Here is a 21,603-nt window from a genome sequence, read left to right as displayed (position 1 = left end):
TATTAATTAGTTATGAGTAATCTCATGAAATATACTCAGCGGTTCCTGCTCTCTTGGTCGATAACAATAAACCTTTTTCCAACTCCTGCTGTTGCGTATAAATGGTTAAAATTGTGATCGGATGTTAAATAATTCGCACGATTTGTTTGCATACTTTCTCGCATTTAGGATTATCATCCGCACCGTTTTTAATGGTTTTCCCTTCCCGGGGCCACTTTGGCTCACACCCCAATACCAGCGAGATATGAGATGGACAACAATCCTTCACTTATTGAGAGCAATACAGCAGAAAATGGTACCGGTTTCAGTCGTCGTGACATGATTAAGGGCCTCACCTCTGCAATGGTCGCCACTAGCCTGCTCAGCTTCCCATTTTTATCGCAGGCGGAAAAAGAGCGCGCGACCACTTCCCCGGTTATTTTTGGCCAGTTCTATCTGGTCTCTCAGGCCGTTACCGAACATAAGAACCTGAGCGAAGGCGCATCAGCGCAAATATTCAATGCCTTCTTCCGCAGCCATCCGGACTTTCCGGTTCAGGTAAGCAAACTGCATGCGCTGGTCACGAACGATCAATCGGCCGCTCAGCTACAGGAAGTCGCAAAACAAAAAGGGTTAGGCGAACTACTGACCAGCATCGTCACCGCCTGGTATACCGGCACAGTAGGGCATGGTACCGATTCTATTTTAGTATCTTATAAAGACGCCCTGATGTATCGCCCAGTGAGCGACGGCCTGATTGTGCCGACTTACTGCGGCAACGGCCCATTATGGTTTACCGCCGCACCGCCTGCCGCCACGATGCCTGAATCGATGAATGCCGACCGGTTCGGCCCCGCGACACCCAAGACTGATGAGAGCAAAGCCTGATGAAAAAACCAGAATTTATGGCGAATGGTGATGCGTCCGCTGATGTGATTGTTGTCGGTTCCGGCGTGGTCGGCGGTATGATTGCCGATCAATTGGTCAGCCAGGGATATTCCGTATTGGTGCTGGAAGCCGGCTTGCGCATAGAACGCGCGCGCGCAGTGGAAAACTGGCGCAATATGCCCTTTGAGAACCGTGCAGGTTCTGATTATCAAGGGCTATATCCGCAGTCTGAAAATGCGCCTGCACCGCTCTACTTCCCAGAAAATAACTATGTGCATCTGACCGGCCCAAGCGCCAGCAGCTTCAAGCAAGGTTACCTGCGCACCGTCGGAGGTACGACCTGGCACTGGGCGGCTTCCTGCTGGCGGCATGTTCCTAATGATTTCAAAATGAAGACGCTGTACGGCGTGGGTCGCGATTGGCCTATCTCCTATGACGAGCTCGAACCCTATTATTGCCGCGCAGAAGAAGAGATCGGTGTTGCCGGGCCGAATGATCCCGCGCTGCAGTCACCCGTTGAACGCAGCAAACCCTACCCGATGGAACAAGTGCCTTACGGCTATGGCGATACGCGCTTCGCCGAAGTCGTTAACCCGCACGGTTACCGTTCGGTGCCGATCCCGCAGGGACGCAGTACCCGCCCGTGGAACGGACGCCCGACCTGCTGCGGCAATAACAACTGCCAGCCAATTTGCCCGATTGGCGCGATGTACAACGGCATTGCCCACGTAGAACGCGCCGAAAATAAAGGTGCCGTGGTACTGGCCGAAGCCGTGGTCTACAAAATTGACACCGATGCCAACAACAACGTCACCGCCGTTCACTGGCTCGACAATAAAAAGCAGTCACATAAAGCCACCGGTAAAGTGTTTGCGTTGGCCTGTAACGGCATCGAAACGCCGCGTCTGTTGCTGATGGCCGCTAACGACAAAAACCCGAACGGCATTGCCAACTCTTCGGATCACGTTGGCCGTAACATGATGGACCATTCCGGTTTCCACTGTACGTTCATCGCGCAGGAACCGCTGTGGATTGGCCGTGGTCCGGCGCAAAGCAGCTGCCTGGTTGGCCCGCGCGACGGTGAATTCCGCAAAGAGTACTCCGCCAACAAGATGATCCTCAACAACATCAACCGGGTTATTCCGGCCACCTCGAAGGCGCTAAAAATGGGTTTGGTGGGTAAAGCGTTGGATGAAGAGATCCGCCGCCGCACAATTTTTGGCGTAGATTTATCCATCAGCCTCGAACCGCTGCCCGACCCGAACAACCGACTAACGCTGAGCACCACCCGTAAAGATCCCCATGGCCTGCCGTGTCCGGATATTCATTACGACGTGGGAGACTATGTACGTAAAGGGGCCGAGGCAGCGCATAAACAACTGGAGCACATCGGTCAGCTGTTTATGGCCGATGAATTCAACATCACCACCAGCCTGAATGCCAACAACCATATTATGGGTGGCACCATTATGGGTAACGATCCGCAGGACTCCGTGGTTAATGGCAACTGCCGCACCCACGATCACCCCAATCTTTGGTTACCGGGCGGCGGAGCAATCCCCTCTTCCAGCGTGGTAAACAGCACGCTGACCATGGCGGCTCTGGGCCTGAAAGCCGCGGATGATATGGCCAAGAAACTGGCAGGTGACGCATGAGAAACCTGATGTTTAAAGGCGTCATTACCGCGCTGCTGAGCCTGATGCTTAGCGGTGTCACACTGGCCAGCGACAATCGGGCTGAGCTGGCACGCCAGGGCAAACAGGTGGCGACCGCCGCCGACTGTCAGGCCTGCCATACCCATCCCGAAGGTGGCCAGCCGTTTGCGGGAGGTTATGCGATCCATTCACCGATGGGCACGATTTTTACGACTAACATCACGCCGTCGAAAGCTTTTGGTATCGGTAATTACACCGAAGAGCAGTTTGCTCGCGCAGTACGCCAGGGCGTTCGCCCAGACGGAAAAAATCTCTATCCGGCGATGCCGTACACCTCATATAGTCATATGAGTGACCAGGACATCAACGCGATGTACGCCTATTTCCAGCAGGATGTTAAACCGGTTGAAACCCCGACTGAAGAGACTGCCTTGCCGTTCCCGTTCAATATGCGTATCGCAATGGCGGGCTGGAACATGATGTACCTCGACAGTGCGCCATTTAAGCCGGATGCCAGCAAAAGTGCCGAATGGAACCGTGGAGCCTATCTGGTTAACGGTGCCGGACACTGCGATACCTGTCATACGCCACGTAACCTGATGATGGGTTCGGTGAGTGACAAACCGCTGGCGGGCGGCATGGTCGGCCCGTGGTATGCGCCGAATATCAGTTCGGATCCGGTCAGCGGTATCGGTAACTGGTCACAGGCGCAACTGGTGGAATACCTGAAAACCGGCCGTACCGCTGGTAAAAACCAGGCTGCCGGCGGCATGGCGGAAGCGGTGCAAAACAGCCTCCAATACATGCCAAATGAAGATCTGAATGCCATTGCCTTCTACCTTAAAAACAGCCCACCGATGCGTGACCCCGCAGATACCCAGGCCGCCGATACCTTCGGCAAGCCGGTCAATGTCGAAGAAGGTTTACGCGGTACGCATCCAGCCAACGCCAACAACACCCTCGGCAGCGGTGCGGCGTTGTTCAGCGGCTATTGTGCCAGCTGTCACCAGCCGGACGGTTCGGGCAGCAAAAATCAAGCCTATCCGTCGCTCTACAACAACACGGCTACCGGCATGGGAAATGCGTCTAACCTCGTCTCCGCCATTCTCTACGGCGTGGACCGTCAGGTCGGTAATGAGCATGTGCTGATGCCGAAATTTGGTGAAGGCTCTTATGTCGGCCAGCTTGATGACCAGCAGATTGCCGATATCTCAAATTACGTGCTGAAGCATTACGGCAATGCGGCCATTCAGGTCGATGCCCACGACGTCGCGGTACTGCGCGCGGGCGGACCTGTGACCCTACTGGCCAAACTGCAACCCTATATGGCGCCTGCGATGGTGGCGGGAGTGGTTATTCTGCTGGTGTTGATTTTCTGGTTGGGCAGGAAGCGTAAAATCAAAACTGAATAATCTTTCGCTTAAGGTTATGCAATGTAAAACGGCCCAATGGGCCGTTTTACTATTTTTGATTCAAGACCTTATCCCCGCCCGACCAGTGGCATAGCGGTTGCCATCATTGTCATGCTTAATATATTGGCGTCGAGCGGTAAACCGGCCATATAGGCTATCGCCTCTCCGATACGTTCCACCGGGATCACCGGCTCTTCGGCAATGTCACCATTGGCCTGCACTCTGCCGGTTAACGCCTGATTACCCATATCGGTGGCTGCATTACCAATATCAATCTGCCCGCAGGCAATATTAAAGGCGCGGCCGTCCAGCGAGGTCGATTTGGTCAGGCCAGTAATGGCATGCTTGCTGGCAGTATAGGGCGCCGAGTGTGGACGCGGCGACTGCGCCGATACCGAACCGTTATTAATAATGCGCCCGCCCATCGGGCTTTGCTGCTTCATCAGAGCGACTGCCGCGCGAGTACATAAAAACGCACCGGTCAGGTTGGTATTGATAACGTCCAGCCAATCCTCCACCGCCAACTGTTCGATAGGCACATCTTTAGCGTTGGTTCCGGCATTGTTAAACAGCAGGTCCAGCCGACCAAAGGTGGCTTTGATATCGGCAAACAGTGCCTCTACCGACTGCGGGCTGGTGACATCCAATTGGCGCGCCACCGCCTGCCCTGAAGGAAACTGTGCCACGGCTTGCTCAAGTTTAGGCAGATTGCGTCCGGTAAGGATCACGGTGAAACCGCCTGCTGCCAGCGCCTTCGCCGCGCTCAATCCAATACCGCCACCGCCGCCGGTGATCAGTGCCACTTTGCTCATTTTCATTCCTTTTTATACGGCTGCCAGCATGCCGCCATCAATAAATAACAGATGGCCGTTAACGAAATCAGAGGCTTTAGATGATAGGTAAACCGCGCCGCCAATCAGCTCTTCCGGATTGCCCCAGCGCGCCGCCGGGGTGCGTTTGCACAACCAGTCGGAGAACTCTTTGTTGTCCACCAGCGCCTGTGTCATATCGGTTTTGAAATAACCAGGCGCGATGCCGTTAACCTGAATATTATAACGCGCCAACTCAACGCACATGCCGCGTGTCAGCATTTTCACCGCGCCTTTGGATGCGGCATAAGGCGTAATGGTGTCGCGTCCCAGTTCGCTTTGCATCGAACCGATATTAATGATTTTGCCGCGTTCGCGTTTCACCATATAGCGCGCCACCGCCTGCGACACTAAAAATACGGATTTCTGATTGACCGCGATGATGTCATCCCAGTCTTTTTCCGGAAACTCGGTAAATTTGTGACGACGCTGAATACCGGCGTTGTTGACCAGCACGTCAATCGCACCGATCTCCTTTTCGATATGATCAATGGCCTGATTCACCGCCTGGCTGTCGGTTACATCGAACGAGACCGGATGCACAATAAAACCTTCCGTCCGCAATGCTTCAGCGGCGCGATCGGTAGTGTCTGCTGATGTTCCGTTAACAATAATTTCCGCCCCATGCTGTGCCAGCCCTTTGGCCAGCAGGAAGCCCAGGCCGCGCGTGGAGCCGGTAACCAGAATTTTTTTGTTATCAAGGGAGAAGAGGTTTGTCATGATCAATGTCCATAGCAAAAAGTTACTTCACACTTAAGCGGTTTATCGGCGGCCAAACTGTGACGGAGATCACCCTACTCCGTGTTAACAAACTCTGTTACCACAAGCGTGATCCCTATCATTTTGCTAACATGTTTCCTGCATAACCATGCTTCACGCTCCATTATTCACACAGGACCTGCGCGGATGAGAAACCAACGCGTCACACTGCAAGATATCGCGTTACTCGCCGACGTGACCAAAATGACCGTCAGTCGTTTTTTGCGTACCCCGGAAAAGGTATCGCCGGAAACCCGCGAGCGTATTACCAAAGTCATGGAGGAAGTAGGTTATCCGCTGGAAGACGCCGAGCGTCCGCAGAAAACGCCCCGCATCGGTATTCTGGTCCCCTCGTTCAACAACCAGATTTTCTCGGATCTGCTGGCAGGCATTGAGTCCGTCACGTCTCAGCAGGGCTATCAGACGCTGGTGGTCAATTACGAATACAGCAAAGAGCGCGAAGAAGAACACATCATCAATTTGCTGACTTACTCGTTGGCAGGCCTGATCCTCACCGATTCAGTGCACACCCTGAAAGCCGATAAGTACCTTAATGCTGCCGCTATTCCAATCGCACAAGTGATGGATCTCGATGACACTCACGGACGCATTGCCGTTGGTTTCGATAACTTTCAGGCCGGTTATGACATGGCGACTACTCTGCTCGCCAGCGGCAAGCAACACGTGGTGTATTTTGGCTCGATGTCAGATGCCCGTGATAAGAAACGCTATCAGGGATACAGCCGGGCGATGCAGGAACGCCAGCTTGAACCGATGCACATCACGCCAAATAAAGTCTCTTCGGTCTCTATCGGCGCCGGTATGCTGGCGCTGGCCCGACAGCTCGATCCACAGGTCAACGCTGTGTTATGTACCAATGATGATATTGCGGTCGGCGTGTTACAAGAGTGCCTGAAGTCCGGCATCAGAGTTCCCGAAGAGATGGCGATTTCCGGCTTCCATGGTCTGGACATTGGGCTGGCCACCACGCCGCTATTAGCCAGCGTTATCACACCTCGTTATGAAATGGGCAAAGTCGCTGCCGAAATTATCCTCAAAAAAATCAAAAACCTGCCAACCATTGAGCGCGTTGATTTGCATTATCAGATTTCGATGGGCGGGACAATTTGAGCGTCACCTCGTCTTTATGGTTCATCAATACGCATCGGCGAATTGTGGTTTAGGATCACGTTACAAGTAACACCCTTTTTTAACATGATCCAACGTGATGCCGGTCACAAAATAGTTTCCTGAAAATGCTTTTATTAGAACATCGATTCTGAGAAGCAAACTTTGACAGGTAACGACAATGACCCAACAACAAAAATCACGCGTATTAATTCTGGCTCCGGTCATGGATAGCCTGACTGAAAAACTGCAACAGCAGTTTTCCGTAGATAAATATGTCGACCAACAGAATAAACCGACTTTTTTAGCCTCCAGCGGCCAAGGTATTCTCGGACTGGTGACGCGCGGTGATGTCGGTGTCGATAATAGCATTCTGGAGTGCTTACCCGATTTAAAGGTTATTTCCGTTTTTGGCGTCGGCACCGATGCTATTGATTTGTCCTACGCGGCCAAACATAATATTCAGGTTGAAATAACCAGTGGTGTATTAACTGATGACGTCGCTGATATGGCAATGGCTTTAATGCTCGCAACATCACGTCATGTTTGTCAGGCCGATAAATTTGTTCGTGAAGGAAAATGGCTGGAAGGCGGTTTCTCGCTATCGACCAAAATTAGCGGTAAGCGCTTGGGAATATTTGGTATGGGCCAGATTGGCCAGGCAATTGCCCGGCGCGCCAGCGGCTTTGATATGCACATCAGCTATGCCAGCAATAACGAAAAATCCGAACTGCCTTACCACTTCTACTCTGACGTTAAACAGCTCGCCGCACAGGTTGATGTGCTGGTTGTTGCTGTGTCTGGCGGACCGCAATCTGCCGGCGTTATTAATGAATCGGTATTTAACGTCATGCATGATAATGCTCTGATTATTAATATTTCCCGGGGTAGCGTGATCAATCAAAAGGATTTAATTACTGCATTGCAGAATAAGCACATCGGTGGTGCCGGGCTGGATGTATTTGCCGAAGAACCTCGGGTTCCCTGCGAATTAATCACTATGGAAAATGTGGTCTTACAACCGCATGTGGGTAGTGCCACCCATGAAACTCGTCAGGCAATGAGTGAAAAAGTATTGGCGAACTTACACAAACATTTGGATGAGTAATAAGCTTTAAACTTTCATTTTTTAATCCATTTTTTAAAAAATAATATAGATGTTTTATCAGTAATAATTTTTATTGGTAAATATTCCCTGTATATACCCAAAATAATTCGAGTTGCAGCAAGGTGGCAAACGAAGGAATCCCGATGAGCTTACTCAGGTAAGTGATTCGGGTGACTAAGTGCAGCCAACGCATCTGCAACTTGAAGTATGAAGGGGATAGTCGAGGTGTTAACAATGGATAATACAATCCCTAAAGCCCGCTGGTTACGCGTTATTACGCCAATATTGATTGCCTGTATTATCTCCTTTATGGACAGGGTTAATATCAGTTTCGCTATGCCTGGTGGAATGGACGCTGAATTAGGTATCACCTCGTCGATGGCCGGTCTGGCAGCGGGTATCTTCTTCATCGGGTATCTGTTTTTGCAAGTACCTGGCGGCAGTCTGGCGGTACACGGCAGCGGACGTAAGTTTATTGCCTGGTCTCTGGTAGCGTGGGCCGTCATTTCGGTGCTGACCGGTCTGGTGACCAATCAGTATCAATTACTGTTCCTGCGCTTCGCGCTGGGCGTGGCCGAAGGCGGGATGCTGCCGGTGGTGCTGACGATGGTCAGCAATTGGTTCCCGGACAAAGAGCGTGGCCGCGCCAACGCCTACGTACTTATGTTTGCGCCACTCGGCGGTATGATCACCGCCCCGCTGTCTGGGGTGATCCTGGACGCACTCGACTGGCGTTGGCTATTCATCATTGAGGGTCTGCTCTCGGTGGCCGTGATGGTGTTCTGGTGGTTTACCATCAGTGACCGCCCAGAAGAGGCCAAATGGTTATCTGACCGCGAACGTGATTATTTGGTCACCGAGCTGAACCGCGAGCGTGAGGCGCTGAGAGCCCTGGCACCGGTACAAAACGCGCCGCTGAAAGAGGTGTTCCGCAACAGCTCAATCAGAAAGTTGATCATCATTAACTTCTTCTACCAGACCGGAATTTACGGCTATACCCTGTGGCTACCGACCATCCTTAAAAACCTTACCGGCGGCGATATGAGTTCGGTCGGGATGCTGGCCATCATCCCTTACGTTGGCACGATGCTGGGGATCCTCGCGATGTCCGTGCTGTCGGATAAAACCGGCAAACGCCGTATGTTCATCGTGTTACCACTGTGCGGGTTCGCCGCCTGTCTTGCAGCCTCGGTGAGCGTCAGCCACAACATTATGGCGTCATACGGTTTCCTGGTCGGCGCGGGTTTCTTCCTGCAAGCTGCCACCAGCGCCTTCTGGACCATACCAAGCAAGATCACTACGCCGGAAGTGGCAGGTAGCGCACGCGGCGTGATCAACGGCCTGGGAAATTTGGGCGGCTTCTGTGGCCCGTATCTGGTCGGTGTACTGGTCAATTTCTACGGTCAGAGTACAGCGATTTATGCGCTGGTCGCATCACTGCTCATTGCCGCGCTGGTCACTACGTTATTACCGAAAGAGTGTGATATGGCCCTGATACCGGGCGCGAAAGCCAAAGCGATGGCCGATGAGTATGCAAGGGCGCGGAAAATGCGCAAAGCTGAGGGGATTAAAACACCGGTTATTGGTTAAGGTATCGTTCTCCCCCTTCTCAGGGGGAGAAACTAACAGATATCAGGCCGTTTCAGCCCTGACTTTCACCGGACGGCTGGCGTACAGAAACAATAAGACGGCGGCAATAACACAAAACGCCATCGACCCTACCATCGGCCAGGCGCTTTTGGCAGTAAACAGTGACAGTATGGAGCCAATCGCAGCACCGGTGCCAAAGCGGATTGTCCCCGCCAGAGAAGCCGCTGTTCCAGCCATATGCGGAAAGTCATCCATAATCACCGCCATCGCATTTGACGTCACCATGGCTATCACGCCAACGTAACCCGCCACGCCAAGCACCAGCGCCCAGAACGGCAACCCAAGGGCACACACCACCAGCAACCAGAAGCCCATAATCAACTGCACAACCAGCCCGAAACGGAACATCTTCACCGCGCCCATCCGGCGCACGTTACGGCTGTTGATCAGCGTAAGGATCACCAACGCAACAATATTCAGCGCAAAGTAAAAGCCGAAGTTCTGCGGTAATACGCCGTTTAGTTCGATATAGACAAACGGACCGGCGCTGAGAAAGGAGAACAATCCGGCGAAGGAGAAACCACTCGCCAACATATAACACAGCACGCGCTTATGGCGGAACAGCGAGGCAAAGTTGCCAATACTGGCGCGCAGATGGAATTTCTGTCGTTTCTCTTTGGGTAGCGTTTCTTTGATGTAAACGCCAACCAACACAGCAGCGATCAACGCCGCAATGGCCATCGCCCAAAAAATGGCATGCCAGCTGAAGGCGACCATCAGCATACCACCAAGCATCGGAGCCAGCAGCGGCGCGACGGTCATGACCAGCACCACAAAAGACATCATTCGTGAGAATTCATCTTTAGTGAACATATCGCGCATCAGGGCATTGATCACCACACTCGCCGCCGCCGCCGCTAAGCCATGCAGGAAACGCATATAGACCAGTTGCTCGACCGATTGTGCCAGTGCGCAGGCCGCGCCCGCGACCGCAAAGATCAGCACGCCCCAGAAGATAACCGGTTTACGCCCGAGGCTGTCCGCCATAGGCCCGTAAAACAGCTGCCCGACGGCAAAACCCAGCACATAGGCACTGAGCGTCATTTGCACGCTGCCCGCAGGCACGCCAAATTCCTGAGCAATCACTGGCATACTCGGCAGATACATATCGATAGCCAACGGCATCAGCATCGATATCAATCCGAGGATAAAGATCAAACCTATGTGAGATACCCGGTTCTCTTCCACTTGCACGTTCACCACCAAATGAATATCAGATAATGAGAAAACTAACGGCCTGGCATTTCAACGCTGGCAACTTCCTCTTCGGTCAGGCGACGGTATTCGCCTGGCTCCAGATCATCGTCCATGGTAATCCCACCGATGCGTTCACGGTGCAACGCAACAACGCGGTTGCCGACAGCGGCAAACATACGTTTCACCTGATGATAACGGCCTTCGCTGATAGTCAGGCGCACGACACACTCTTCGAGTTGCTCAAGTACGGCCGGTTTGGTCAAAGAATCTTCGTTATGCAGTTGTACCCCTGCGGTGAACTGTGCGGCGGTATCGTCAGCCAGCGGTTGCTCCAGGGTCACCAGATAGGTTTTTTCGCAATGATGTTTTGGCGAGGTAATACGGTGCGACCACTGACCGTCATCGGTCATCAGCACCAGACCGGTGGTGTCGATATCCAGACGCCCTGCCGCATGCAGTTTGTAGGCTACCGGCTCTTCGAGGAAATACAGCACGGTCGGATGATCGGGATCGTCAGTGGAACAGACATAGCCCTGAGGTTTATTGAGCATGAAGTAGCGCGGGCCATCAATTTGCTCCAACACGTTGCCGTCAAACTCCACGCGGTGCTGCGGTTCCAGTTTCAGCGAACCGGTTTTGATAATTTCACCATCTACCGTGACGCGTTTATTACGGAGTTCACGCAGCGCGATTGCACGGCTGACTCCCAGTTGCTGAGCTAAAAATTTATCGAGACGCATTGAATCTGCTTAACCTTTGATGGCGATCTGAGAGATCGCATTTCTGATAAAACACAACACCCCGCCGTACACCAAGGTAACTGGCAGGGTTGAGCGTGATTAATACCTGGCGGGGCAGACAAGGCTGCCTATAAGTGAACAGGCAGTATAGCCGCGCTTGGCGCATCATCATAGAAGCTTGTGACACAGATCGACAAAAGTGAGCCGGGTTTGATGATCGCCATCAACGCCAATTTTTGGCATACTTAACCCCTGTATTTATCAACAGTGAATATTGCCCGTGACTGCTTTCACCCTTCGCCCCTATCAGCAAGATGCCGTTGACGCTACGCTGCGCCATTTTCGTCAGCATGATGAACCGGCAGTGATCGTCCTGCCGACCGGCGCGGGAAAAAGCCTGGTGATCGCCGAGCTGGCACGTGTTGCCAGAGGCCGCGTGCTGGTGCTGGCGCATGTCAAAGAACTGGTGGCGCAGAATCACAGCAAATACCTCTCTTACGGGCTGGAAGCCGATATTTTCGCCGCCGGGCTGAATATCAAACAAAGCAGCGGCAAAGTGGTGTTTGGCAGCGTGCAGTCGGTTGCACCGAATCTTGCCGCCTTCGGCGGTGAGTTTTCCCTGCTGATCATCGACGAATGCCATCGCATTTCCGACGATGAAAACAGCCAATATCAGCAAATCATCAGCCATCTGCGCGCCACCAATCCGCGGCTTCGTCTGCTCGGCCTGACCGCCACCCCTTACCGACTGGGTAAAGGCTGGATTTATCAGTATCACCATCAGGGCATGGTCCGTGGCGATGCAGGCAGCCTGTTCCGCGACTGTATTTATGAGCTGCCGCTGCGTTACATGATCAAAAACGGCTTTCTGGTACCGCCGGAGCGTCTGGACATGCCGGTGGTGAGCTACGACTTCAGCCGCCTGCAGGCTAACAGCAACGGCCTGTTCAGTGAGGTCGATCTTAATGACGAACTGCGCCAGCAAAAACGCATTACTCCGCACATCATCAGCCAGATTGTTGAGTTTGCCGCCGACCGCAAAGGGGTGATGCTTTTCGCCTCTACGGTAGAGCACGCCGGTGAGATATTCGGCCTGCTGCCAAAAGGTCAGGCGGCGCTGATCAGCGCACAGACTCCGGCGCCAGAACGCGACCGGCTCATCGGTGAGTTTAAACAGCAGCAATTGCGCTTTCTGGTCAACGTCTCCGTGCTGACGACCGGTTTCGATGCGCCACACGTTGATCTTATTGCGATTTTGCGACCGACCGAGTCCGTCAGTTTGTATCAGCAGATTGTTGGGCGTGGGCTGCGCCTGTCACCCGGAAAAACCGACTGTCTGATCCTTGATTACGCCGGCAATCCACATGACATTTTCACTCCGGAAGTTGGCAGCCATAAACCGGGCAGCGACAATATACCGGTACAGGTCTTTTGCCCGGCCTGCGGTTTCGCCAATATTTTCTGGGGTAAAACCACTGAAGACGGCACGGTGATTGAACATTTTGGCCGCCGCTGTCAGGGCGTGCTGGAAGATGACGACGGTGAGCGTGAGCAGTGTGACTATCGCTTTCGCTTCAAAAACTGCCCTCACTGCGGCGCGGAGAATGACATCGCCGCACGGCGATGCCACCAGTGCCAGGAGATTCTGGTCGACCCAGACGATATGCTTAAAGCCGCACTGCAACTCAAAGATGCGTTGGTGCTGCGCTGTGGGGGCATGAATCTGGAAAACGGCCGAGATGATAAAGGCGAATGGCTCAAAATCACCTATTACGATGAAGACGGTGCGGATGTCTCAGAGCGTTTTCGCCTCAGCACGCCCGCCCAGCGAATGGCTTTTTTGCACAACTTCCTGCGCCCGCACCAGCGTGCGCCGGGCGTAGTGTTAGAATGGAAAACGGCTGCTGACGTGATAGCACAACAAATTCTGCTGCGGCATCCTGACTTTGTGGTCGCAAGGATAAAAGGCCAGTTCTGGCAAATTCGCGAGAAGGTATTTGATTATCAGGGGCGTTACCGCCGCGCCAATGCGCTGCGCGGTTGAACAAAAAATGACGTAATTGATTGCTGATACAGCCCCACTTCGGTATCATACCGCCCGCTTTCGCCTCGCGCGGGAGTAAATACCATCCACTGGGTCGCCTGTGATGGGATTAATTTTCTTATTAGAGAAAAAACAATGTTTACTATCAATGTAGAAGTACGCCCACAGGGTGAGCAGGGTAAGGGTGCGAGCCGCCGCCTGCGTTTAGAGAACAAATTCCCAGCTATCATTTATGGTGGCTCAGCTGCTCCAGTTTCTATCAAACTGGACCATGATTCTGTAAAGAACATGGAAGTTAAAGAAGAATTTTACTCTGAAGAAATTATTTTGGTTATCGACGGTACAGAAACCAAAGTTAAAGTTCAGGCAGTACAGCGTCACCCGTTCAAGCCAAAACTGGCTCACATCGACTTCGTTCGCGTTTAATCTGTTAGATTAAGCAACAATGAGTTGATGCGCATCGGGACGCCGTGCGTGAACAATAAAAAACGCCGCCTATGCGGCGTTTTTTATATTCTCCATGCTTGAAATTACTGCTGCGTTGGCTGCGCCCGCAAACCCGAATCACTGACCTGTGTCAGCTCATCGGGAATTTACTCACTTGCCGCCTGGCTTCAATTTCAATTATTTCGGCTATACCGGTTACTTATTTCCAGACCGGCGCTGCAGTTGGTCGCGCAAATTGGGCGGCGTGCCTTTAATCGTCAACGTATCCGTCGCCGGATCCCAAAAAATACGTTCACCCATCAGCATCGCATCAAAGTTAATACTCACACCGCCCCCGCTTCCTGCAAACTTAGTCAGCTGACGCAAGGTGCTGCGGTCAGCCGGGAAAGTGTCTTCCAACTGATAACCCTGTTCCTGAGTAAATTCTTTAAATTTCTTGTCATTCCACGGTGGCAGTTCTTCGGACAGATCATCGAGCGCGATCTCTTCGCCCGTCTGCAACTGCTCATTGCAATAAGTGTAAACCTGCTGACGGTAGTTCTGGCGTTCGTTTTTGTCGAGCTGAGCCTCGGCACAGAAATCGTCAACCGCCTGCAACAAGCCCCGGTTTTGAGCTTTGGTATCCAGACCTTCGGCTGCGCCAAGAAAATCCATAAAAAAGTCAGAGACTTTGCGCCCGACCCGACCTTTGAGAAAGGTTAAATAGCGCGTGGATTCAGGGCTGGTTTCCCACTCGGTCAAATCAATGCGCGCCACGATATCGGCATGGTTGATATCAAGGTAGTGAATGCTGCTGACATCCAGCTGTTCATTCACCCGCATGCTGCTGCGGCTGTTAAGCACGGCAATCAGCAAGTAATCTACTGCCAGGAAGCGGTAATGGCAGAACAGCACCACGCCGCCTTCGGCAAACGGATACTTCGACAATTCGTCGCGCAAACGTCCGGTGGCAGCACGGCTGAAACCGAGAAAATCCTCTTCGCCCTTACGGCAGTTACGTAGCGCCACGGCCAGTTCGCTGTCCTGATTAAATAACCCGTAAGCTTTGCTCTTGGCGCTGTAAACGCGATGCAACTCGGCCATCATCTCTTCAACCGCCGCATTCGGGGTTAACAGAGTATCGCGCAGCACAACATCAAGGGTCTGCTCGTCACGCTTATTCAACTGGTGCAGAGCAATCTGCTCGATATCCAGGCTCATGGGGTTTCTCCGGTTAGGAATTTGATGGAATTGGGATCGATATCCAATGCAATGGCGCGTATTCAAACATTGAATATGTGATGCTTGCAACCGCAAAGCCTTGCTTGCTGAAACACATACAAATACATCTCATCAATATCTCAACGCCCACCACGTTATAAAAATGCAGAAACTGATGCCACGATACGTTAAGATATTGCACTTTGTCAGGCTTTGAGCACATTAATCCATGCCACAATCATCTCGTTACAGTGACGAACACGTTGAACAGCTCCTTTCTGAACTGGTCAATGTACTGGAAAAACACCGCACCCCAACCGATCTTTCACTGATGGTTTTGGGTAATATGGTGACCAACTTAATCAATACCAGCGTCGCACCTGCGCAGCGAAAAGCCATTGGAGGCTCTTTTGCTAGTGCACTGCAAGCATCGATAAGAGAAGATAAAGCCCATTAATCCAACATTTGCCCAAAACCTCTCATGGTGACAAATAGTCCGCAATATCGCGAAAAAGTATCCCAGATGATCAGCTGGGGGCACTGGTTCGCCCTGTTTAATATTCTGCTCAGTCTTGGACTCGGCAGCCGCTATCTTTTTGTCTCTGACTGGCCCTCTTCGCTTGAAGGGCGACTTTACGCGCTGGTCAGTTGGCTTGGGCATTTCAGTTTTATCGGTTTCTCCACTTATCTGTTGATCATCTTTCCGCTGACCTTTGTGGTGATGTCACAACGTCTGTTGCGTTTCCTGTCGGCGATTTTAGCCACGGCCGGGCTGACGTTGTTATTGGTCGATACCGAAGTATTTACCCGCTTCCACCTGCACATTAATCCGGTAGTGTGGGAACTGGTGGTCAACCCAGGTCAGGGGGAGCTGGCCCGCGACTGGCAACTGATGTTTATTTGCGTGCCGGTGATTTTCTTAATCGAAATGTTATTTGGCACCTGGGCGTGGCAAAAGCTACGCAGTCTGAATCGCCGTAATTTCGCCAAACCGCTGGTTGCACTGTTTATTGTCAGCTTCTTTGCTTCACATCTGATGTACATTTGGGCAGATGCCAACTTCTATCGCCCAATCACCATGCAGCGCTCAAACCTGCCATTATCTTATCCGATGACTGCCCGTAAGTTCCTTGAGAAGCATGGTTTGCTCGATGCCCAGGCCTATCAAAACCGTCTGATTGAGCAAGGTAATCCGGAAGCGTTGTCGGTCGAGTATCCCCTCAATGACATCAATTTCCGCGACTCAGGCAGTGGCTATAACTTATTAATGATCGTGGTCGATGGCCTCCATGCTTCGACTGCGACTAAAGACATGCCTGCCCTGACCGAATTCGCCCGGCAGAATGTCAGTTTTAACCAGCATTACAGCTCAGGAAACCGCGTTGATACCGGCCTTTTCGGCCTGTTCTATGGAATATCGCCCACCTATATGGAAGGCATTATTGCAGCGCGTAAACCTTCTGTGTTGATGACATCACTGGCGAAGCAAGGCTACGAGTTTGGCCTGTTCTCGTCCGATGGGTTCAACAATCCGCTTTATCGTCAGGCTTTGCTGGCCGATTTCTCGTTGCCGGCGCCAAACAATCAGCCTGATTCGCCGGTTGCACAGCAGTGGCAGCAGTGGCTGAATGCACGTAGTGCGCGTCCGTGGTTCTCCTATGTCAGCCTGAATGGCGTCTCGGCTTCACTGCTGCGTGGAAATGAGGCGGTGCCAACGGGCAAAGCCTTCGTCGACCGTTACCAGCAAGGTGCAAAGCAAGTCGATCAGCAAATTGCGGAAATTTTACAGGGGTTGAAAGATCGCGGCGTTCTGGATAAAACAGTGGTGGTGATCACCGCTGCGCATGGTGTCGAGCTGAATGAAAATGGGACCTGGGGTTCAGGCAATACCATGAACCGCGATCAGATGCGGGTGCCGTTAGTGATCCACTGGCCAGGCACACCGACGCAGTCCATCAACAAACTGACCGACCACGAAGACGTGATGATAACCCTGATGCAGCGCATGTTACATGTCACCACCTCGCCTGCTGATTTCTCCCAGGGTGAAGACCTGTTTGCGGCCAAACGCAGGCATAACTGGATCTCCACCAGCAAAAACGGCACGTTAATCATCACCACGCCAACCCAGATATTACAGCTAGAAAGGAATGGGGATTACCGCGCCTATGACCTTGATGGCAAACGTATCAAGGATCAAAAACCGGATCTCGGACTGCTCTTACAGGTTCTGACCGATGAAAAACGGTTTATTGCTGATTAAACTACGGGTGATAGCGCGGCCAACCATAACCGCACTTTCATCCCGTAATAAGACGTCCAACCTGTCGTCGTGCTTACCACCCTGCCCTTGTCAATAATCACAAACGTTGGCGTAACGCCGATATCCCACTGCGCCGAAATATCGCCATTCGGATCATTAACCACGGATATATCAATACCTTTGGCCTTAAGATACCGCTCCAGTTGAGTACCATCGCCTGAGCGCAGCGCCACCGTCAGCACGTTTTCACCGTTAGCGGCCAACTTGCCGATATCAGGCGTGGTCATTTTGCACACGCCGCACCACGTCGCCCAAAAATAAACCAGCAGCGGCCGCTGCTGGCTTTTCTCGTTGAGGGTGACCGTGTGGCCATCCAATGTTTGCAGTGGCTGCTTACCAAAGTCAGCCGGTGCCTGCGGTGCCCGCAGGAAATCCATGCCCAACAGCACCGCCATCACAAGCAACACGCAGATAATCAGTTCGCGTGCCCAACGTTTAACTTTTGTCATTTTTTCGCCTTCGCAAGCTGCGCTTCCACCAACATATTGAGATCATCCCAAGAGATAGCACCCGCGATCAGCTGATCGCCAATAATAGTAGCAGGCGTACCTTGGATCCCCAGGACTTCCGCCACTTCAACATTGGTTTTCAGTTGTAAGTAACTTTCCGGCGTGACTTTCACCGGTGCCAACCCGACTTTGGCAATCGCAGCATCAATGCTTTCTTCATCCTGCGGTCCCTTTTTCGCCATCAGCCGCTGGTGCAACGCCATGAACTTGTCCGGCTGCTGCTCCCAAACCGTCAAGGCAGCTCGGCCTGCACTGATAGAACTCGCACCACGAAATGGCAGTAATTTAATGACCACCGCCACGTCGGGGTTTTCCTTCACTACTCGCTCCAGCAGTGGGTCAAACTGTTTGCAGTACGGACAGTTGTAATCAGTAAAAGATACCAGCGTCAACCGGGCATCTTTTGCCCCAAAGCGTGGACTAGCAGGATCGCTAAACAAAATCTGCTCGGGCGTCTGCGCCAGTAAAACCGGCGATACAACCATCATTAAAATCAGCATTAACGTTTTCATTGTTTATCTCCTTGGGCATTTTTCAGCCCCTGTAAAACAGCATCACGGGTCAGCAGCGGTGATAAGATTTCACCAGAGGTCATACCCGGACCATAAATTTGGTTAAAAGGAACCGCGATGCTGCCGCGCATTTGCAAGAACTTATCGATAGATTTCGACGGACGACTCCAGTCGCCGCGCAGTGCCACAACCTGTTGATCACTCAGTGCCTTTTGCACATCGTCGCGTAACAGTACGTTGAATTTATTAGCCTTACAGGTAACGCACCAGTCAGCGGTGACATCAATAAACACCACTTTATGTTCGGTTAGAGCATCCTTAATCGCTTGCTCGGAGAGGGGTTGCCAATTCACTGCATCCTGCAACGGCCTGCTGTTACCGCTGAAAAAGAACGCAGCTATCAGCATCAGCAGACCACCCAGCAGCATCCCGATACAGAGCACCACTGCCGTATTACGTCCGCCGTAGCGCCTCAATGACCCCACCACCAGTGCCAGCAGTATCATCAAAGCAATACCAATAACGGTTTCGATACTCAGATGGTTTTGCATCAGACTTAGCAACCACAGACAAGCCGCCAGCATCAGCACGCCCAGCGCTACACGCAGACGTAGCATCCAGCGTCCTGGTCGCGGCAGGCTCATTGCCAACCCCGGCCAGAGGGCAATTAACCACCACGGCAGGCTCATGCCAATACCCAACATAAGGAATAATCCCCATAGCACGGGTAACGGTGCGGCCAGCGCAAACGCCACCGCGGTACCAAGAAAGGGAGCTGAACACGGCGTTGCCAGTAAGGTGGCAAAAGCACCTTCGGCAAAATTACCCGCCAATCCGCTGCGTTTTTGCGTGGCAATTCGAGTGGTCATGCCAGAAGACAGATTGATTTCAAACAGTCCCAGTAAATTGGCCGTGAACAGCGCAGTCACCACCACCATCACCCCAATGAACCACGGGTTCTGAAACTGAATACCCCACCCGAGAGTTTGATCGGCATAACGCAGCACCGTCATCAGCAGTGCGAGGGCCAGAAACGAGGTGATAATACCTGCCGATGAGGCGAAGAACTGCATCCGCACGCTTTTTCGGTCACGCTGCTCAACCTGTAAAATACTCCCCAGTTTCATGCCTAATACCGGCATAACACAGGGCATCATATTGAGGATCAGCCCTCCTGCCAGCGCCATGAGTGCGACCTGCCAAAGAGCAATGCCGTCGCCAGTGCTGTCTGCGATTTGACCAATTGGCAGGGCTAACTGCTGCGCCATTCCGCGGTCTGCGAGTACCAGGCTCACCTCCTTTCCGCTAATGTCCCCCGCAACATCGCCCCACTCGTCAGTAACGGGTACGGTCACGGACAACTGCTCACCGTGCATTTTTATAAGCGGTTTACCAAAAGCACTGCCTTCCACCCCATCAATAAACAGTGCAGGACTTTGCCAGCCCTGCGCGCGGGTAGCTGAAATCAGTAAACTGCCCTGACGGTAAGCAGCAGAAGCGCTGTCAACTAATCCCTGTGTAATCGGAATCTGCCCCATAGCAATAGTGAACTGCTGCGAGAAATCGGTGGGATCCTGCACAGAAGAGAGGTCAAGACGGAAAGGAAAATCAGTAAGAATGCAGACGTTACTGCAGGTAGGCAGAGTCAGGGTACCGGACAAAGAAGCGGGAGACTTCCCCTGAATTACGATAGGGAAAGTTACGTCGTCGTGGTAACCCTGGGTGGTTAATCCAGCAACATCAAAACGGGACGGAGTGGGCCAGAACCACTGCGCTGACGTGGTGCCCTTTTGCCATTCGATGACGGGCGGCACCCCGCCTTCACCGGGCGAACGCCAGTAGGTTTTCCAGTTTTTTTCCAGACTGACAGAAAGCAGCAGTTGGGTTTCAGTATCCGACGGATATGCCTGAAAACGCACTTTAACGTGGGTATTATGTGGGCTTTGCACCCAGCCCGAATCAGCCGCGTGAAGCTGCGGCAACCAAAACAACAGGCAGGCAATGACCGCCCTGAAGGCACTTTGCATATATTTTCTCCAAAAATAAAAACTTCACATCCGAATCAATCACGGAGGTGTGTTTTTATTCACGGAAGATGCACAGTCTCAGATGTATCCGCAAGCGGGGAACAGGAACGACATCAGGCAGATATAGGCGGATAGCGGCCAGATTGCCCGCAGACAAAAATGCCAGTAATAACCCCAGGGCCAGCAACGCAAATTCAAGAATAACAGGAGGAACTGACAACAGGGATTTACTGCCCAACTCGCATGGCGTAGGGATTGCAGCGGCTTCAGAAGAGTTATCAGTGGTCAGTGAGGAGTCAGATTGCGTGATCATATCGGACTGCAGGGCTGTAGCCAACGCGTTCAGCCCGGCGATGCGCTGGGTCATACATGTCAGTATGACCAAAGCTGCCAGGCAGAAAAAAATCAGTGCGGAACGGCGTTGTTTATTCATTAGCCCTCATCATATCGGCCGCCATTCTAGCTTCCAACAAAAAATTAACAAACCCTCCGTGCTATGTATTACAGGAATTTACGTTCAAACTGTTGGAGCAATTGCTAATTTTACTGTATATTTAGCCAGTTAATTTTACTTGCAGCAAGCAAAAGCGGCTAACGCCGCTGTAACGTGAAGGGGATGAGTAATGCTGGTTGAACTGGTTTATGACAAACGAAATGTGGCAGGTGTCCCTGACGCCAGCGAAAAAATCAAGGCTGAGCTGACCAAGCGCGTCCATCGCCTGTATCCTGATGCTGAAGTCAAAGTAAAACCGATGCAGGCAAACGGCCTGAACACATCGGGTGCCAGCAAGCAGGATCGTTCACATCTCAATCAGATGCTGGAAGCGATGTTCGACGAAGCCGATGAATGGCTATCGGTTGAGTAAATCCTTTTCGCCGCTGCGGCGTGAAGGATGCAGAGCTGCTCAAAATTATTCGTGTTGCAGCAAGGCGGCAAGCTGCCGAATCCCGGTGAGCTGACATCGGTCAGTGATTCGGGTGAGAAAGCGCGGCCAACAACGCTGCGGCGCGAAGGATGCAGAGCATTTGTATTTGCTTACAAAGCGCAACTCAAATAAACATAACCCGGCAACCGCTTATTATAATATGGGCACGATACAAAATTCATTATCAATCAGAATGATGAGTGCCGGGTTTATGCTGCATTAATAAGCTT

The 21,603-nt window shown here is 52.2% G+C and carries 20 protein-coding genes; 11 read left to right on the top strand and 9 right to left on the bottom strand.

All coding sequences use genetic code 11. The features are described from left to right. The first annotated feature begins 249 nt into the window (after positions 1 to 249). From ACMV8I_RS01640 to ACMV8I_RS01630, 3 genes are read left to right on the top strand one after another with little or no spacing between them, the layout of a single operon-like run. Positions 250 to 867 carry a sorbitol dehydrogenase family protein gene (locus tag ACMV8I_RS01640; RefSeq protein ID WP_498863486.1) on the top strand — a complete coding sequence of 206 codons (618 nt, stop codon included), beginning with the start codon at positions 250 to 252 and terminating at the stop codon, positions 865 to 867. Further along, positions 867 to 2,522, top strand: a complete 1,656-nt coding sequence (locus ACMV8I_RS01635; protein WP_498863485.1) for a GMC family oxidoreductase — start codon at positions 867 to 869, stop codon at positions 2,520 to 2,522. Before ACMV8I_RS01640 ends, ACMV8I_RS01635 begins: the two co-directional genes overlap by 1 nt. A gap of 8 nt (positions 2,523 to 2,530) precedes the next feature. After that, positions 2,531 to 3,934, top strand: a complete 1,404-nt coding sequence (locus ACMV8I_RS01630; RefSeq protein WP_498863484.1) for a c-type cytochrome — start codon at positions 2,531 to 2,533, stop codon at positions 3,932 to 3,934. Between the two features lie 68 nt (positions 3,935 to 4,002). On the opposite strand, the gene ACMV8I_RS01625 is transcribed toward ACMV8I_RS01630, so the two are convergent. Together ACMV8I_RS01625 and idnO are read right to left on the bottom strand one after the other, a co-directional pair. Next, positions 4,003 to 4,746: an SDR family oxidoreductase gene (locus ACMV8I_RS01625; RefSeq protein WP_498863483.1), complete on the bottom strand. Its 744-nt coding sequence runs from the start codon at positions 4,744 to 4,746 to the stop codon at positions 4,003 to 4,005. Positions 4,747 to 4,758: 12 nt separating this feature from the next. Then, a complete protein-coding gene (gene idnO / locus ACMV8I_RS01620) occupies positions 4,759 to 5,523 on the bottom strand; it encodes a gluconate 5-dehydrogenase (protein WP_498863482.1) in 765 nt (254 codons plus the stop codon). A 186-nt stretch (positions 5,524 to 5,709) separates the two neighbouring features. Here idnO and ACMV8I_RS01615 point away from each other — a divergent pair, with 186 nt between their 5' ends. From ACMV8I_RS01615 to ACMV8I_RS01605, 3 genes are all read left to right on the top strand, one after another. Further along, the gene (locus ACMV8I_RS01615; protein WP_498863481.1) at positions 5,710 to 6,693 is read left to right on the top strand and encodes a LacI family DNA-binding transcriptional regulator; all 984 of its coding nucleotides are present in this window, start codon (positions 5,710 to 5,712) and stop codon (positions 6,691 to 6,693) included. 178 nt (positions 6,694 to 6,871) lie between these two features. After that, positions 6,872 to 7,798 (top strand): 2-hydroxyacid dehydrogenase, encoded by a 927-nt coding sequence (locus ACMV8I_RS01610; RefSeq protein ID WP_498863480.1) that lies wholly within the window; start codon positions 6,872 to 6,874, stop codon positions 7,796 to 7,798. Between the two features lie 234 nt (positions 7,799 to 8,032). Then, positions 8,033 to 9,388 (top strand): MFS transporter, encoded by a 1,356-nt coding sequence (locus tag ACMV8I_RS01605; protein ID WP_498863479.1) that lies wholly within the window; start codon positions 8,033 to 8,035, stop codon positions 9,386 to 9,388. Between the two features lie 42 nt (positions 9,389 to 9,430). Here the strand turns inward: ACMV8I_RS01605 and ACMV8I_RS01600 are convergent, their stop codons facing one another. Next, positions 9,431 to 10,636: a Bcr/CflA family multidrug efflux MFS transporter gene (locus tag ACMV8I_RS01600; protein WP_498864689.1), complete on the bottom strand. Its 1,206-nt coding sequence runs from the start codon at positions 10,634 to 10,636 to the stop codon at positions 9,431 to 9,433. 41 nt (positions 10,637 to 10,677) lie between these two features. Next, entirely contained in the window at positions 10,678 to 11,385 is a 708-nt protein-coding gene (gene rsuA, locus ACMV8I_RS01595) for a 16S rRNA pseudouridine(516) synthase RsuA (protein ID WP_498863478.1), read from the bottom strand. Positions 11,386 to 11,665: 280 nt separating this feature from the next. Between rsuA and radD the strand changes: the two genes are divergently transcribed. After that, the gene (gene radD, locus ACMV8I_RS01590; protein ID WP_498863477.1) at positions 11,666 to 13,429 is read left to right on the top strand and encodes a DNA repair helicase RadD; all 1,764 of its coding nucleotides are present in this window, start codon (positions 11,666 to 11,668) and stop codon (positions 13,427 to 13,429) included. Positions 13,430 to 13,564: 135 nt separating this feature from the next. Next, entirely contained in the window at positions 13,565 to 13,855 is a 291-nt protein-coding gene (gene rplY / locus ACMV8I_RS01585) for a 50S ribosomal protein L25 (RefSeq protein WP_498863476.1), read from the top strand. 216 nt (positions 13,856 to 14,071) lie between these two features. On the opposite strand, the gene yejK is transcribed toward rplY, so the two are convergent. Beyond that, on the bottom strand, positions 14,072 to 15,076 hold the full coding sequence (gene yejK, locus ACMV8I_RS01580) for a nucleoid-associated protein YejK (RefSeq protein ID WP_498863475.1): 1,005 nt from the start codon (positions 15,074 to 15,076) through the stop codon (positions 14,072 to 14,074). Positions 15,077 to 15,305: 229 nt separating this feature from the next. Between yejK and ACMV8I_RS01575 the strand changes: the two genes are divergently transcribed. Then, the gene (locus ACMV8I_RS01575) at positions 15,306 to 15,533 is read left to right on the top strand and encodes a YejL family protein (RefSeq protein WP_188469975.1); all 228 of its coding nucleotides are present in this window, start codon (positions 15,306 to 15,308) and stop codon (positions 15,531 to 15,533) included. A gap of 24 nt (positions 15,534 to 15,557) precedes the next feature. After that, positions 15,558 to 17,339 carry an LPS biosynthesis-modulating metalloenzyme YejM gene (gene yejM / locus ACMV8I_RS01570; protein ID WP_498863474.1) on the top strand — a complete coding sequence of 594 codons (1,782 nt, stop codon included), beginning with the start codon at positions 15,558 to 15,560 and terminating at the stop codon, positions 17,337 to 17,339. Here the strand turns inward: yejM and ACMV8I_RS01565 are convergent. From ACMV8I_RS01565 to ACMV8I_RS01550, 4 genes are read right to left on the bottom strand one after another with little or no spacing between them, the layout of a single operon-like run. Beyond that, positions 17,336 to 17,848, bottom strand: coding sequence for a protein disulfide oxidoreductase (locus tag ACMV8I_RS01565; RefSeq protein ID WP_498863473.1), 513 nt, complete (start codon positions 17,846 to 17,848; stop codon positions 17,336 to 17,338). The two genes, yejM and ACMV8I_RS01565, sit on opposite strands and share 4 nt — an antisense overlap. After that, positions 17,845 to 18,420 carry a DsbA family protein gene (locus ACMV8I_RS01560; RefSeq protein WP_498863472.1) on the bottom strand — a complete coding sequence of 192 codons (576 nt, stop codon included), beginning with the start codon at positions 18,418 to 18,420 and terminating at the stop codon, positions 17,845 to 17,847. The genes ACMV8I_RS01565 and ACMV8I_RS01560 overlap by 4 nt, the downstream gene beginning before the upstream one ends. Continuing rightward, positions 18,417 to 20,447, bottom strand: a complete 2,031-nt coding sequence (locus tag ACMV8I_RS01555) for a protein-disulfide reductase DsbD family protein (protein ID WP_498863471.1) — start codon at positions 20,445 to 20,447, stop codon at positions 18,417 to 18,419. Before ACMV8I_RS01555 ends, ACMV8I_RS01560 begins: the two co-directional genes overlap by 4 nt. A 55-nt stretch (positions 20,448 to 20,502) precedes the next feature. Beyond that, the gene (locus ACMV8I_RS01550) at positions 20,503 to 20,880 is read right to left on the bottom strand and encodes a copper resistance protein (protein ID WP_498863470.1); all 378 of its coding nucleotides are present in this window, start codon (positions 20,878 to 20,880) and stop codon (positions 20,503 to 20,505) included. Positions 20,881 to 21,070: 190 nt separating this feature from the next. Between ACMV8I_RS01550 and ACMV8I_RS01545 the strand changes: the two genes are divergently transcribed. Beyond that, positions 21,071 to 21,313, top strand: a complete 243-nt coding sequence (locus ACMV8I_RS01545) for a DinI family protein (RefSeq protein WP_498863469.1) — start codon at positions 21,071 to 21,073, stop codon at positions 21,311 to 21,313. The last annotated feature ends 290 nt before the right edge of the window (positions 21,314 to 21,603 follow it).

Source organism: Ewingella sp. S1.OA.A_B6, assembly GCF_049889095.1.
Taxonomy (GTDB): domain Bacteria; phylum Pseudomonadota; class Gammaproteobacteria; order Enterobacterales; family Enterobacteriaceae; genus Ewingella.
This window is presented reverse-complemented; position numbering and strand designations above follow the sequence as displayed.